18 protein-coding genes are annotated in these 14,170 nt (G+C 43.5%); 9 read left to right on the forward strand and 9 right to left on the reverse strand.

Annotation, left to right across the window (positions count from 1 at the left end; genetic code table 11):
* Window positions 1-242: 242 nt before the first annotated feature.
* From RGE70_RS15350 to mlaF, 9 genes are all read right to left on the reverse strand, one after another.
* Entirely contained in the window at window positions 243-875 is a 633-nt protein-coding gene (locus RGE70_RS15350) for a response regulator (protein WP_310472313.1), read from the reverse strand.
* Window positions 872-2,269, reverse strand: a complete 1,398-nt coding sequence (locus tag RGE70_RS15355; protein WP_310472314.1) for a sensor histidine kinase — start codon at window positions 2,267-2,269, stop codon at window positions 872-874. The genes RGE70_RS15350 and RGE70_RS15355 overlap by 4 nt, the downstream gene beginning before the upstream one ends.
* A gap of 146 nt (window positions 2,270-2,415) precedes the next feature.
* Window positions 2,416-3,678: a UDP-N-acetylglucosamine 1-carboxyvinyltransferase gene (gene murA / locus RGE70_RS15360; RefSeq protein ID WP_310472315.1), complete on the reverse strand. Its 1,263-nt coding sequence runs from the start codon at window positions 3,676-3,678 to the stop codon at window positions 2,416-2,418.
* A 21-nt stretch (window positions 3,679-3,699) separates the two neighbouring features.
* Window positions 3,700-3,951 (reverse strand): BolA family protein, encoded by a 252-nt coding sequence (locus tag RGE70_RS15365; protein ID WP_310472316.1) that lies wholly within the window; start codon window positions 3,949-3,951, stop codon window positions 3,700-3,702.
* 4 nt (window positions 3,952-3,955) lie between these two features.
* Complete coding sequence (locus RGE70_RS15370) at window positions 3,956-4,258, reverse strand: STAS domain-containing protein (protein WP_310472317.1); 303 nt, start codon at window positions 4,256-4,258, stop codon at window positions 3,956-3,958.
* Entirely contained in the window at window positions 4,258-4,920 is a 663-nt protein-coding gene (locus RGE70_RS15375) for an MlaC/ttg2D family ABC transporter substrate-binding protein (protein ID WP_310472996.1), read from the reverse strand. Before RGE70_RS15375 ends, RGE70_RS15370 begins: the two co-directional genes overlap by 1 nt.
* Window positions 4,921-4,941: 21 nt before the next feature.
* Entirely contained in the window at window positions 4,942-5,412 is a 471-nt protein-coding gene (mlaD, locus tag RGE70_RS15380; RefSeq protein ID WP_310472318.1) for an outer membrane lipid asymmetry maintenance protein MlaD, read from the reverse strand.
* Between the two features lie 71 nt (window positions 5,413-5,483).
* Window positions 5,484-6,269, reverse strand: coding sequence for a lipid asymmetry maintenance ABC transporter permease subunit MlaE (gene mlaE, locus RGE70_RS15385; protein WP_310472319.1), 786 nt, complete (start codon window positions 6,267-6,269; stop codon window positions 5,484-5,486).
* Window positions 6,256-7,068: a phospholipid ABC transporter ATP-binding protein MlaF gene (gene mlaF / locus RGE70_RS15390; protein WP_310472320.1), complete on the reverse strand. Its 813-nt coding sequence runs from the start codon at window positions 7,066-7,068 to the stop codon at window positions 6,256-6,258. The genes mlaE and mlaF overlap by 14 nt, the downstream gene beginning before the upstream one ends.
* A 175-nt stretch (window positions 7,069-7,243) precedes the next feature.
* Between mlaF and RGE70_RS15395 the strand changes: the two genes are divergently transcribed.
* The 9 genes from RGE70_RS15395 (at window position 7,244) to ptsN (ending at window position 14,078) form a co-directional block, all read left to right on the forward strand.
* Complete coding sequence (locus RGE70_RS15395; protein ID WP_310472997.1) at window positions 7,244-8,203, forward strand: calcium/sodium antiporter; 960 nt, start codon at window positions 7,244-7,246, stop codon at window positions 8,201-8,203.
* 45 nt (window positions 8,204-8,248) lie between these two features.
* Window positions 8,249-9,226 (forward strand): KpsF/GutQ family sugar-phosphate isomerase, encoded by a 978-nt coding sequence (locus RGE70_RS15400; protein ID WP_310472321.1) that lies wholly within the window; start codon window positions 8,249-8,251, stop codon window positions 9,224-9,226.
* Window position 9,227: 1 nt separating this feature from the next.
* A complete protein-coding gene (gene kdsC, locus RGE70_RS15405; protein WP_310472322.1) occupies window positions 9,228-9,779 on the forward strand; it encodes a 3-deoxy-manno-octulosonate-8-phosphatase KdsC in 552 nt (183 codons plus the stop codon).
* Window positions 9,776-10,333: an LPS export ABC transporter periplasmic protein LptC gene (gene lptC, locus RGE70_RS15410; protein ID WP_310472323.1), complete on the forward strand. Its 558-nt coding sequence runs from the start codon at window positions 9,776-9,778 to the stop codon at window positions 10,331-10,333. The genes kdsC and lptC overlap by 4 nt, the downstream gene beginning before the upstream one ends.
* Before the next feature lie 61 nt (window positions 10,334-10,394).
* Window positions 10,395-10,940 carry a lipopolysaccharide transport periplasmic protein LptA gene (gene lptA, locus RGE70_RS15415; RefSeq protein ID WP_310472324.1) on the forward strand — a complete coding sequence of 182 codons (546 nt, stop codon included), beginning with the start codon at window positions 10,395-10,397 and terminating at the stop codon, window positions 10,938-10,940.
* On the forward strand, window positions 10,940-11,671 hold the full coding sequence (gene lptB / locus RGE70_RS15420) for an LPS export ABC transporter ATP-binding protein (protein WP_310472325.1): 732 nt from the start codon (window positions 10,940-10,942) through the stop codon (window positions 11,669-11,671). The genes lptA and lptB overlap by 1 nt, the downstream gene beginning before the upstream one ends.
* A 137-nt stretch (window positions 11,672-11,808) precedes the next feature.
* Window positions 11,809-13,314, forward strand: coding sequence for an RNA polymerase factor sigma-54 (locus RGE70_RS15425; protein ID WP_310472326.1), 1,506 nt, complete (start codon window positions 11,809-11,811; stop codon window positions 13,312-13,314).
* A gap of 30 nt (window positions 13,315-13,344) precedes the next feature.
* Window positions 13,345-13,632 (forward strand): ribosome hibernation promoting factor, encoded by a 288-nt coding sequence (hpf, locus tag RGE70_RS15430; protein WP_310472327.1) that lies wholly within the window; start codon window positions 13,345-13,347, stop codon window positions 13,630-13,632.
* A 2-nt stretch (window positions 13,633-13,634) separates the two neighbouring features.
* Window positions 13,635-14,078: a PTS IIA-like nitrogen regulatory protein PtsN gene (ptsN, locus tag RGE70_RS15435; protein WP_310472328.1), complete on the forward strand. Its 444-nt coding sequence runs from the start codon at window positions 13,635-13,637 to the stop codon at window positions 14,076-14,078.
* Window positions 14,079-14,170: the final 92 nt, after the last annotated feature.

Here is a 14,170-nt window from a genome sequence, read left to right on the forward strand (position 1 = left end):
CCATTTAAAATCAGAAGTTGCGCAATAACATTGCAAAAAAGCAAAGCAGTATTTGTCAGAATATCGATGTTGATCTCCTTCTCATCCTCAAACCAACAAAAATGAATAAACAAATCCTCTATCGTCATCAAACAGTAAAATAAGAAATACACGCGGTTAATAAAGTTGAATATAAAAGAATAAGCAAATTGCTCCAATCAACAGCTGAGCGGCCATACTATATGAGCACCTGATTATTACGCTTAGTTTAAGTTATGGTGCTGCAATACAAACTGACCCGCATTAGTCAAAATATAGGTCTTTTGCTCATTTTTCATCACTAGGCCTGCTTTCTTTAGCTGCCGTAAATGAAAGTTAAATTTAGTATGATCTTCAATGTCGACTAAGCGACATAAATCCATAAATTTTAGCGAATGATGCGCTGCCAATATTTTTAATGATTTACGTCTATATGGATTCGCTAACGCACTATAAACCAGGTCGGGATCAAGATCAGTACGCCCTTTTAGCATCTGCTTTTCCGCTAAACTGCGTTTGATAGTCACTATTAGATCCAAGCTTTTAAAAGGCTTGGTTAACACACTATCGGCGCCCTTTTTCATTGCGTCCACAGCAGTGTCAACGGTGGCGTAAGCAGTAATAATCACTACCGCGATAAACGGTTGATGCTGACGTAAATACGATATCGCCTCAACCCCTGTGATCCCAGACATCAAAAGGTCAAGCAAAGCAATATCAAATTGTTGCAGCTCACTTTTAGCTATCGCGGCTTCAGCACTGGCTACAGCTGTTACTTGATATCCTTCAAGTTCCAGCACCTCAACCATATTACGCCTGAGCTCATCATCATCTTCTGCCAATAAAATTGAGATCATAAACATTGCTCCCGATAAAAGGTTACCTCTACGGTGGTGCCTTGGGCTAATGTACTTACAATATTCATTACACCATTATGTAACGATGCTATTTGCTCGCAAATCGCTAACCCTAAACCTGTCCCCTGCCCAACCGCTTTAGTTGAATAAAATAACGCCGTGGCATTTTCAAGTTGATGTTGGCTCATTCCGCAGCCAACATCTTCTACTTTCACAATGACGTTATTAACATTTTTTATAGCTCGAATAACAATCGGGTCACCTGCATTTGAAGCATCAATCGCATTACAGATAAGGTTAATAAACAGTTCTTCTAGCTTCACTTTTTCTGCATGTAAAATAATATCGTCAGCGCAATGCAACATTATTGGATGATGTTTAATTCGGTGAGATAATAATTTGACCGCAAGGTTAAGCACATCAATCAGTGCAATATCACTCTTTACGCCTGATGGAGGTCTAGCGTAACTCAACAACTCTTTACTAATCGTTGATGCACGCTCAATACCTAGTCGTGCCCGAACTAAGTAATGACTATCAACCTCACTCATTTGGCTATTTTTACGTTCCCACAGATCAAGCGCTAAGGTTGAAGACGCCAATGGGTTGTTAATTTCATGTGCCACGCCCATCGCCAACTGACCTATTGCTTTATATTTGTCTGCTTCAATCGCACGGGTGAGTTTAGCTGCTGTGGCTTGCTCTTTTTCCAAATCAAACACTTTAAGGCCTTTGAACAGCGCGACTAAAATCAATCCCCCAGCTAAGGTTCTTAATACAGGTACGCAGTGGTGTAGGTTTGTTGGTACGAGCCCTGACAACACACCATAAATCAGCAGTCCGGCACCACTGGTAACAAAGTACAAACCGTAGCGGTGCTTCTCTTGACGCAGGCTATTACCGTAAAACACCATCCCAATCCCCGCCAAAGAGGCGCTGCCAAAGCCAATAAAACCACGGGTATACTGACTCACCTCTACAAAGCCAATACGATTAATGGCTAGCCAATGTAGATCCGGGATAAGTAAACAGGTATAGCAAATTAAAATGGATAGAATAAGCCCGTGACCAATCAAAGCGATCTTCGGTGTTGTTATACTCAGTATTTGCCATGCAAAAACCATTAGTGCCACGTAGGATAATAGTAATTTAGCTAGCCCAAGCCACTGTGCGAGTAACTGATATTGCGGTGCAATTTGGTCTCCAAAGATGATCATATAAAGCTCTGACCATTCATGAAAAGCATGGGAAAAACCAAATATCGCTAGCGCCCACAAGGTCGAAGCTATTTTAAGTTGGCTGTAGCTAAAATTGCGAAACAACACAACGCAGCCGATAGCAAAAAAGACTAGGCCGTAAAATAGATAGATATTAAAAGTAATAAAAATGGGCATGGCGAGACCATAGCATTGTAAAAATCGCTATGGGTTGATCTTGTTCTGATTTAACTACCCGTAAAGTTGAACCAGCTCATAAAACAAAAAACCATTTAAGCTCTATAGCCTAAATGGTTCTTATTTAACAATATAACTGATTTAAGCTACGAAGTTATCCGCTCAACGTGGCCACCCAGCCCTTTAAATTTCAGCTCGATATGCTCATAACCACGATCTAAATGATAGATACGGTCAACAACGGTCGTGCCGTCGGCAACTAAGCCTGCAATCACCAAACTTGCTGATGCACGTAGGTCCGTTGCCATCACTTGAGCACCGTTTAATTTTTCAATACCGTGGATAATACAAGTATTACCTTCCAGTTCCACTTTTGCGCCCATACGGCTCAATTCTGGGACATGCATGAAGCGGTTTTCGAAAATAGTTTCAGTAATGGTCGCAGTGCCTTCAGCTAATGCATTGAGCACACAGAACTGCGCCTGCATATCCGTCGGAAAGCCTGGGTATGGTACCGTTTTAACATTCACCGCTTTTGGTCGCTGACCTTGCATATCTAGCTCAATCCAATCGCTACCGGTGGTAATTTTAGCCCCAGCATCTTCAAGCTTTGCCAGTACTGCTTCAAGCGATTTAGGGTCGGCATTAACACAGCGAATTTTTCCGCGAGTTACTGCTGCTGCAACCAAAAAGCTACCGGTTTCGATTCTGTCTGGCATCACTCGGTAATCACAACCGCTTAAAGATTCAACACCTTGAATACGAATAGAGTCACTACCTGCACCTTCAATTTTAGCGCCCATTGCAATCAAGCAATTAGCTAAATCGACAATTTCAGGTTCACGTGCCGCATTTTCAATAATGGTTTCGCCATCAGCTAAAGAGGCAGCAAGTAATAAGTTTTCAGTAGCACCTACGCTGATGATATCCATAAAGATATGCGCGCCTTTTAAGCGACCATCAACACGAGCTTTAATGTAGCCCTCTTTCACTTCAATTTTAGCGCCCATTTGCTCTAAGCCCTGCAAATGTAGATTCACTGGTCGCGCGCCAATCGCACAGCCGCCAGGTAGTGATACATCTGCTTTGCCGAACCGGGCAAGCAGTGGGCCGAGAATCAAGATTGAGGCACGCATTGTTTTGACTAATTCATAAGGAGCACAAAACTCATTAAGATTAGTGGTTGAGATACAAACTTTGTCGTCGCCAGAGCGAGTCACTTCTGCACCTAAACAACGCAATAACTCACAACTTGTATTCACATCTCTAAGGTTAGGCACATTAGAAAGGTTGAAATCAGTCTCAGCTAAAACGCCTGCCATTAATATTGGTAATGCCGCGTTTTTAGCGCCAGAAATAACGATGTCGCCAGCAAGCGCATTGCTTGCTTCAATTTTTAATTTATCCACTTTAACTCTCTAAATCCGCAATTACATATTAAAGACTTTTTCACGCTTCCATTGTGTTGGCGTGAATGCATTAATCGTAATAGCGTGTAACTCGCCGCTAGTAATGTGTTCCATTAATGGACCATAAATCGTCTGTTGCTGTTTAACGCGGCCCATACCGTCAAAACACTCACCGACAGCAACAATCTTGTAATGAGTCCCCTCTTGAGTCACTTTAACTTCTGCTAAGGATAATGCGTCTAAAAGGATAGCTTCTATATCTTTACATTCCATGGAACTATTCACCTTGCTGTGCTTCTTCAATAAAGAAGTCGTTTAAATCATATAACATTATGAATTTTTTCAACTGCTTGGAAGCTGATACGAGTTTCAAACTCGTGCCTCTGGCAGCAAAAAAATCGGTTAATTCGAGTAAAAATGCCACGCCAGCACTATCACAATATTCAATGCCCGATAACACGATTGTGTCAGTGTCGGGAGCCAATAACTCATGTCTTTCATCCCATAGACGTATAACGGCGCCTTGATCCAAATGGCCGCTTATAGAGCTCCTTGTACCTTGCTGCAGAAAACTAGCCATTATTTACCTTGCTCTGCAGGCGCTAATTCGATGCTGACCGCTGTACGCTCAACAAGCAAATCAATCACAGCTTCTATGCCTTGCTGGCGAATAAGGTTTGTGACTTCTGATTGATTAGACGCCAGCAAGCTGATACCTTCGGCAATCAAATCAAATGCCTTCCAGGTTCCATCTTTTAGTCGCCTAGCTCTAAATTGGAGCTTAATGTCAGGGCGACCAGCTTCAATCACTCTCACATTAACGTTAACCATTTTTTCGTCAGCAAAGTCTTCAGCTGGGCTAAATTCTATTTTTTGTTCAGTATATTCAGTAAATGCTTGGGCATACGTTGAAATCAAATAACGGCTAAACGCATCAACAAAGCGCGCACGTTCATCTTTTGTAGTTTCCCGTAAATACTGGCCTAACACTTTGTATGATGCATATTTATAGTCGATATATGGCATCAGCTCTTCAGTGACTATCACTTTTAAGTGGTCTGGGTTTGCTGCAATTAATTGTTTATCTTGCTCAAACCGTGCAAATGTTTTTTGGGCTACCACCTCAACCAAAGTGTATGGGTTGGTTCTATCAATATTGGCATCAACGCTATCAGCGGCATGCGCAGACAACCCCACCATTGCCATGATAACCATTAACATTCGACTATAAAATTTGTTCAACATATCCGTTTACTCCAACAACTAATCCTTCGAACCCATGCTATACAAAAACTGGCCTATTAACTCTTCAAGTACCAATGCCGAGTGAGTATCATCAATACTGTCGCCATCGGCTAACATCTCAATATCATCATCCATAAAGCCTGGGGACAAGCCCAAAAACTGTTCACCTAGCAAGCCAGAGGTCAAAATTGACAAGGTGCTAGTTTCAGGAAAAGACTGAAACTGTTTGTCCATTAACAAGGTTACTCTAGGGACCAATCTTTCAGGATCTAATTCAATGGCACTGACTCGACCAACGACCACGCCACCGACCTTAACCGGAGAGCGTACTTTCAAGCCGCCAACATTACTAAATTTAGCATAAAGGGTGTAATGACTATCCCCCGTGTTTACCTGTACATTAGCAACACTGAATACCAGTATTAAAAACGCTGCCAACCCTGACAATAAAAATAGACCGACTAAAACCTCAAGCTTCCGTGTCAACATAACGCATTTACCACTCTAATGAATAAATCTAAACAATAATTAACCGCAATCCATATGTTTGAACTTGTAAATCAGCTCCCAAACATTATCGCTGTCAGTAAAAAATCTAACGCCAGTATCGCTAAGCTCGATTGCACCACGGTTTGCGTTGTGGCTTTACTTATTCCCTCAGGATTAGGCGTGGCATAGTAACCACGGTACAGCGCTATCCAGGTTACGACTATCGCAAATAAAAAACTCTTAATAATACAGTTTACAATATCCTGGCGCCATTCAACTGAAGACTGCAATATTGACCAAAAAGCGCCGTTATCAATACCTTTCCATTCAACGCCAACGATATGCCCGCCGTAAATGCCAATGGCGGTAAACATCAGTGCCAGCAAAGGTAAACTAATCACACCAGCCCAAAATCGTGGCGCTATAACCTGCCGCAATGGATCAACAGCCATCATCTCTAAACTCGACAACTGCTCAGTGCTTTTCATCAGTCCAAGCTCTGCAGTTAATGCTGAACCGGCACGCCCTGCAAATAATAATGCCGTTACCACGGGGCCGAGCTCACGCAATAAACTTAACGCGACCATCGGGCCTAGGCTATCTTGAGCACCAAAGCCCACCAGAATATTGTAGCCCTGCAATGCCAGCACCATACCAATAAAGAGCCCTGATACTAAAATAATCACCATTGATTGCACGCCAATCACGTACAGCTGCTTAATTAGCAGCGGGGTGCCTTTACGTATTCTTGGCCGGTGTACTATCGCCCCCCAAAGCATGAGCCCTGCTTGACCCAGCCCAATAACGGTATCAATAGCACTTCTACCTAGTTTAGCAATTTGATTAATCAAGCCCACTTAGCAGTTCCTTCTTATAATCGGCAGCAGGGTAATGAAACGGTACCGGTCCATCGGGTTCACCACCAATAAATTGCTTTAATTGTGGATTGTCGGCTAGCCGAAGTTCCTCAGGCGTACCGTGAGCAATGATAGTTTTATCGGCGAGTACATAAACATAATCAGCAATGCCTAGCACCTCTTCGACATCATGCGACACCACGACTGAGGTTAAGCTAAGCGCGTCTGATAACTCACGTATGAGTTTAACCAATACCCCCATTGAAATGGGGTCTTGTCCGGCAAAGGGTTCATCATAAAGAATAATTTCAGGTTCTAGTGCAATGGCACGAGCCAATGCAGCTCTTCGCTGCATGCCACCAGACAACTCTGCGGGCATTAACGCTGCCGCACCACGAAGCCCTACAGCTTCAAGTTTCATTAGTACAATACGGCGAATAATAGCTTCCGGTAACCCTGAATGCTCCCTTAGTGCAAATGCGACATTATCAAAAACATTCATATCGGTGAATAAAGCACCGCTCTGAAACAGCATACTCATGCGCTTACGCAACGCAAATAACTGGCTGCGGCTACATTGATGTACGTCCGTACCATCAAAGATCACCCGCCCTTTATCTGGCGTCAGTTGACCACCGATTAATTTGAGCAGGGTTGTCTTACCTATCCCGCTCGGCCCCATTATCGCTGTTACCTTCCCTTTTGGGATCGATAAACTGATGTCTTGATAAATGACATGGGAGCCTCGGCTAAAGGCCATATTCTGGATTTCGACCAATGAATTATGGTTTTGAGTCATGCATATACCCTGCATTCGAATTAAGAAACATCCATTTTCCCGTACCGGAAAGGGAGAAATTGTACGTAATTGCCCAATCGTACACAACCAAATCAACACTATCTCGCCGCAATACTTTCATTTTTGTTCATTTACAGCGAAAATACGCAGCTATATTCCCAAATACTTAGAATCGATGTTATTTAATATATTTTTGTTAATCGCTGGCCTAGGCGCTTTAGTCTGGAGCGCAGATAAATTTGTCTATGGCGCTGCAGCTTTCGCACGTAACTTAGGCCTCCCACCCATGCTGATTGGTTTAACCATTGTTGCAATGGGCAGCTCTGCACCTGAAATGTTTGTGGCAGCTACCGCCTCAATGGAAGGTATGAGTGATACCGCTATTGGAAACGTGCTCGGTTCTAATATAGCTAACATCACTTTGATTCTAGGTATCACCGCTTTACTTGGAGCTATTTCTGTTAGCTCGCAAACTCTTAAGCGTGAAATCCCATTAATGCTTGGCGCTACTGTAATTGTTGGTTACTTCCTGCATGATGGCTTTTTTACTCGTACCGAAGGTATGGCGTTACTAGTGCTATTTTTCGCATTAATGGGCTACCTTATTTGGCATGGCCTAACCAATAAAAATCGCGACCAGCTTGCAACTGATGCTGAAGATGAGATCCCTGCCGATGTACCAACGAAAAACGCCATTTTCTGGTTGATTTTAGGCATGATACTATTGCCACTTTCTGCTGACTGGATGGTTCAAGGTGCTGTAGGCATAGCTAAAGCTTATCACCTCTCTGACCTAGTCATTGGATTGACCATTATTGCAGTGGGCACTAGCCTTCCTGAATTAGCAGCCTGTATTGCCGGTGTGCTGAAAAAAGAAGATGATTTGGCCATTGGCAATATTGTCGGTTCCAACTTATTTAATATTCTAGCGGTTTTAGCTATACCTGGCATTATCGCACCCGGCGCTGTTGACGCTGCTGCCAGTAGCCGAGACTTCTATATGGTGTTAGCAACCAGCAGTGCACTTGCAGTACTTATTTTAATGACAGGACGCGCTCGGCAACTTAAGCCTTGGCATGGCGTCTTACTCCTAATGACTTTTATCGCATACCAAGCGTTAGTTTTCCTATCTTGATATGGATGCGATAAATAAGCGATAAATAAATAGAGAGAGCAAGAAATGGTAGATGAACAGCAGTTACGCCAATGGGGCAACACCGTCATTGATATCGAGAAAAAAGCCCTCGATAACCTTTACCAATATGTCGACTCAAGCGAGTTTGCCCAAGCCTGCCAATTAATATTGCAGTGCACTGGCAAAGTCATCGTGATGGGGATGGGTAAATCTGGCCACATAGGCAATAAGATCTCAGCCACACTTGCCAGTACGGGAACGCCCGCATTCTTTGTTCACCCAGGTGAAGCTAGCCATGGTGATTTGGGCGTGTTGAGCAAAAATGACATCGTTCTTGCTATCTCTAACTCTGGTGAATCAAGTGAGATTTTAACCTTGATGCCGGTTATTAAACGTATGGGGTTACCGGTAATTTCGGTCACTGGTAAGCCAAACTCAAATATGGCAAAGCTTGCCCAGCTTCATCTTTGCATTGAAGTACCTGAGGAAGCCTGCCCACTTGGGTTGGCACCAACATCGAGCACCACGGCAACCCTAGTGATGGGCGACGCGCTAGCTGTGGCCTTATTGCAAGCTCGTGGGTTTACAGAAGATGACTTTGCCTTATCACATCCCGGCGGTAGCTTGGGGCGTAAGCTACTATTAAAAGTCAGCGATGTAATGCACCAAGGCAATGCTTTGCCGCAAGTGAAGCATGATATCTGCATTACCGATGCGCTATATGAAATATCCAAAAAAGGTTTGGGGATGACAGCGATTGTCGATGATAACCAAACCTTGGTAGGCATTTTTACCGATGGTGATTTACGCCGCGTCATTGATGCTGAAGTGAACTTACGCACCACCTCCATTGCCGACGTTATGACCAAAGGTTGCGTCACGATTACTGATAATGTTCTTGCTGCTGAAGCATTAAAAGTGATGGAGCAGAAAAATATCAATGGCTTAATTGTCACCAACGCACAAGAGCAACCTATTGGTGCTCTTAACATGCTCGACATGGTAAAAGCAGGAGTCATTTAACATGCCTAAACAAGGATTCTACGGCCCGATTAGCGACACAACCTGGGACGCTGCCAGCAAGATAAAATTACTCATTTGCGATGTCGATGGGGTATTTTCTGACGGGCTAGTTTATATGAGCAACACTGGTGATGAACTCAAAACATTTCATACCCGCGACGGTTATGGTGTTCGTTCAGTCCTATCGAGCGGTATTAACGTGGCCATTATTACCGGCCGCAAGTCAAAAATTGTCGAAGATCGCATGACGGCACTAGGTGTAACGCATATATACCAAGGCGTCGACAATAAACTTACGCCTTACAATGAGCTACTTGCGCTTTATCAAGTCAGCCCAAGTGAAGTCGCCTATATTGGCGATGACATGGTTGATCTACCAGTAATGAAAGAGGTCGGATTATCTGTTTGCGTGGCCGATGGTCACCCTTATGTTAAGCAACACGCCACCATGACCACGACCATTAAAGGCGGTCACGGTGCATTAAGAGAGCTAACCGATCTACTACTACTTAGCCAAGGTAAATTTGAATCAGCTCACGGGATGAGCATATGAATCGCGTCACATTTGCTATTATCGCTTTGTTTGGTACTGCACTCGCCCTATATTGGCAGGTGCAGTCTAAAAAGATCGATCAAACGTCAAACATCGATACTAGCAAACGCCCAAACTATATCATCAGTGATCTACGCAGCACTGAATACAATGAAGCCGGTATGATTAACAGCAAAGTGTCTGCCAAAAACATGGAACACTTTGAAGACGCCAGTATGACTTACTTTACTGAACCCGTTTATTTAATCTACCCAGATGATGGTAAAAGCCAATGGCGCCTGAGGGCGACCAAGGGTAGCCATAATAATTTAACCGGTAAGGTGTCGTTAGAAAACAATGTTATTATCGACTCTCTGAGCCCAGAAGAACCGATTCAAACATTGACAACATCCTATATGGAACTCGATCTCAATACCATGCAAATGACCTCTGATAAGCTCATAAAAGTCACCGGTGTTGAATTTAATATTCAAGGCACCGGTTTATTTGCCGACTTGAATGAACAAAGCGTAAAGTTGCTCAACAAAGTAGAAGGGATCTACGATGCTAACTGAGCCGTTAAAAACAAATTTATTCACTCACGCTATCAAGCAAAGCGCGGAGTAGAAGGAAGTTATGAAATACAACCAACCAATTATTGCAGGCCTATTATGCCTGCTTAGTGTCAGCAGCTATGCCAAAGTCGATGATTTAAAACAAGAAGTAAAAATCGCAGCCGCAAGCCAAGAAGCTGATATAAAAAACAATCAAGTGATTTTTTTTGGCCCGGTAGAAGTTACGCAAGGATCAATAAAAATGAAAGCGGCCGAGTTACGGGTGTTTTCTCACGAAACCAGTAAAGGCAAAACACTAGTGGCCACCGGTAGCCCAGCAACCTACTCACAAGTGATGGACAATGGTCTACCAGCGACCGCCAGTGCCAAAGAGATCCGTTATGAGCTAGCCACCCGCACACTAACCCTACTGGGCGATGCCACCTTAGCACAAGAAGGCAGCCAGGTGACCGGCAACCGCATTGAATACAATATTGGCCTGCAGCAGTTAATTGCCGAAAGTACCGGCAAAGGTAACGATCGCGTAATCACCATCATTCAGCCTGAAGCGTATCAAGAAGAGACGTCGAGCCCTGGCGCTGAACCGATTGAAAAGCAGGAACAATAATGAGCCAGAAAACACTAACCGCACGAAACTTAGCGAAAAGTTACAAGAGCAGAGCGGTCGTTCAGGATGTCAGTTTGTCAGTAAAGACAGGTCAAATTGTTGGCCTGCTAGGCCCTAACGGTGCGGGCAAAACAACCACTTTTTACATGGTTGTTGGCCTAGTGCAAAGCGACAAAGGGCAGATTTATATCGATGAAGATGATCTCACCTTAGACCCTATGCATTTACGCGCTCGTAAAGGTATTGGCTATTTGCCACAAGAGGCAAGTATCTTTAGAAAGCTTTCAGTACGCGACAACATCATGGCAGTACTGCAAACCCGCAAAGACATTAATAATTTGCAGCGCGAAGAACAGCTTGAAAGCCTGCTAGAAGAGTTTCACATTACCCACATCAGAGATAGCCAAGGCATGGCGTTATCAGGTGGTGAACGTCGCCGCGTAGAGATAGCTCGAGCACTAGCAGCCAATCCACAATTTATCTTACTTGATGAACCTTTTGCCGGAGTCGACCCGATATCAGTTATTGATATTAAGAAGATTATTCAGCAGCTTAAAAGTCGTGGGCTAGGTGTGTTAATCACTGACCACAATGTGCGCGAAACGCTAGATGTGTGTGAACACGCTTATATCGTCAGCCGCGGAAATTTGATTGCCGAAGGCACACCCGCTGAAATCTTAGACAATCAGCAGGTTCGTGAGGTGTACTTAGGTGAACAATTCAGGCTATAGTTACTCCAGAGTATGAGTATAAAATTTTTAGGCTTGAGCTAAGTATTCCAATATTATCATTATGTTGAGTCTTAACGCTCTCTTTAGCTACTCAGCGAGTTTCAACGTCTAATTACAGTTTAGGGAATTGCGGTAAGATGAAAGCGTCACTCCAGCTCAAAATGGGTCAACAGCTCACTATGACTCCACAATTACAGCAGGCAATCCGCCTACTGCAATTGTCTTCTTTAGAGTTGCAGCAAGAGATCCAGCAAGCATTAGATTCTAATCCGCTACTTGAATTAGATGAAGAGCAATCCGACGGCGAACCTATCAGCAATGAAGATAGAACGACCACCGATACCGACACCTATACAGAATCCGATAACGACTACAGCGCTAGCGCCGACATCGATCCACAACAAGATCACGCTGCCGTTGAGACCTCTGATGCATTAACGCAAGACTCCATGCCAGATGAGCTCCCAATGGACACAACGTGGGATGAAGTTTACACCGTATCTTCCAATTCAAATTCAGGCGGCATGCGTGATGACGATATGCCGTTTCAAGGCGAAACCAGCGAAGGATTATACGAACACCTTGAGTGGCAAAAAAACTTAACCCCATTTTCCGACAATGATCTAGCCATCGCCACTGCAATTATCGATGCCATCGATGAACGCGGTTATCTCACTCAAAGTTGCGATGACATTCTCGAAGCCATGGGCGACCCTGAAATCGAGATCGATGAAATTGAAGCCGTACTTAAACGAGTACAACATTTCGACCCTATCGGTGTGGCCGCTCGCGATCTCAGTGAGTGTTTAATTATACAGTTAGCGCAATACAGCCAAGACACTCCGCACATCGACAACGCTAGACTACTTATTAAAGATTATTTAGATCTCATCGCCGGACGCGACTTTAGGCAGTTAATGCGCAAGACCAAGCTCAAAGAAGATGAGCTACGCGAAGCGATTGGCCTTATCCAAACGCTTAACCCAAGGCCAGGGCTTGTGGTAACGCGCAGTAAAGACGAATATGTTATTCCTGACGTATCAGTGGCCAAAAAGAAAGGCCGTTGGGTGGTTGAGCTCAACCCTGACTACATGCCCAAAATTAATGTTAACCAGCATTATGCTTCAATGGCACGCAGCACCAAAAACCAAGCAGATGGCCAATTTATTCGTGGCCACCTACAAGATGCTAAATGGTTTATCAAAAGCCTTGAGAGTCGCAACGATACATTATTGAAAGTGACTAACTGCATTGTAAAATTCCAGCAAGGCTTTTTTGAATATGGCGACGAAGCCATGAAACCAATGGTGCTTAATGATATTGCAGAAGCCGTTGATATGCACGAGTCCACGATATCTAGGGTGACCACCCAAAAGTACATGCATACTCCCAGAGGTATTTTTGAATTAAAATACTTTTTCTCAAGTCATGTGAGTACCGATGACGGTGGTGAGTGCTCATCTACTGCCATCAGAGCATTTATTAAAAAACTAGTCGCAGCTGAAAACCAGAAGAAACCATTAAGCGATAGCAAAATGGCACAACTTCTGGCTGAACAAGGGATTAAAGTTGCTCGACGTACCATTGCAAAATATCGCGAAGCAATGATGATCCCTCCTTCAAACCAACGGAAAAGCTTATAAATAAAAATTAAGCACTGAGAGGAATTTTCTATGCAAATCAACCTAACAGGCCATAACATTGAAATTACAGCGTCTTTAAGAGCTTATGTACAAGAAAAGTTTACAAAGCTTGAACGACATTTCGATCAGATCAATAATGTGCATGTCATTTTGAATGTAGAAAAAATCCAACAGATTGCTGAAGCCAGAATTCACCTCAAGAAGGGTGAAGTATTTGCCACTTCGGAACATGCGGACATGTATGCCGCAATTGACTCTCTGATCGATAAATTAGATCGACAGGTTATTAAACACAAAGAGAAGCTGACCAAACATTAACGATGGAAATCCGCACCATCCTGCAGCCGGAATGTACAACCTGTGCGACTCCGGGCAGTAAGAAAAAAGTACTGGAGTTAATCAGCGACATTGCCGCTGTCCAGTACCCAAGCCTATCTTCACAAGAGATATTCGAAAGCCTTTTGGCGCGCGAAAAAATGGGCAGCACAGGTATAGGTAATGGTATCGCTATCCCACACGGGCGGTTGACGAATATCAACCACCCGCTAGGTATATTGATCAAATGTGAGACCCCAATCTCCTTTGATTCAATCGATAAGCAACCAGTAGATATTTTGTTCGCCTTGTTGGTTCCTGCCGACCAATGCGAGCAGCATCTGGCAACACTGTCTACAATGGCGGAAAAGCTTAACGACAAAGCAATTGTCAAAAAGTTGAGAAAAAGTCACAGTGAATCTGAACTATACGAGCTCATCACCCAATAATGACTGACTCAGGCCTTTAAATTAGCAAATTTGTCGTTGATAACTTGCTAATTCAAAGGCTTAAGTATTTATTACTATTATATTAATTTTCA

Origin of the sequence: Shewanella youngdeokensis, from assembly GCF_033180165.1 — a bacterium.
Lineage (GTDB): Bacteria > Pseudomonadota > Gammaproteobacteria > Enterobacterales > Shewanellaceae > Shewanella > Shewanella youngdeokensis.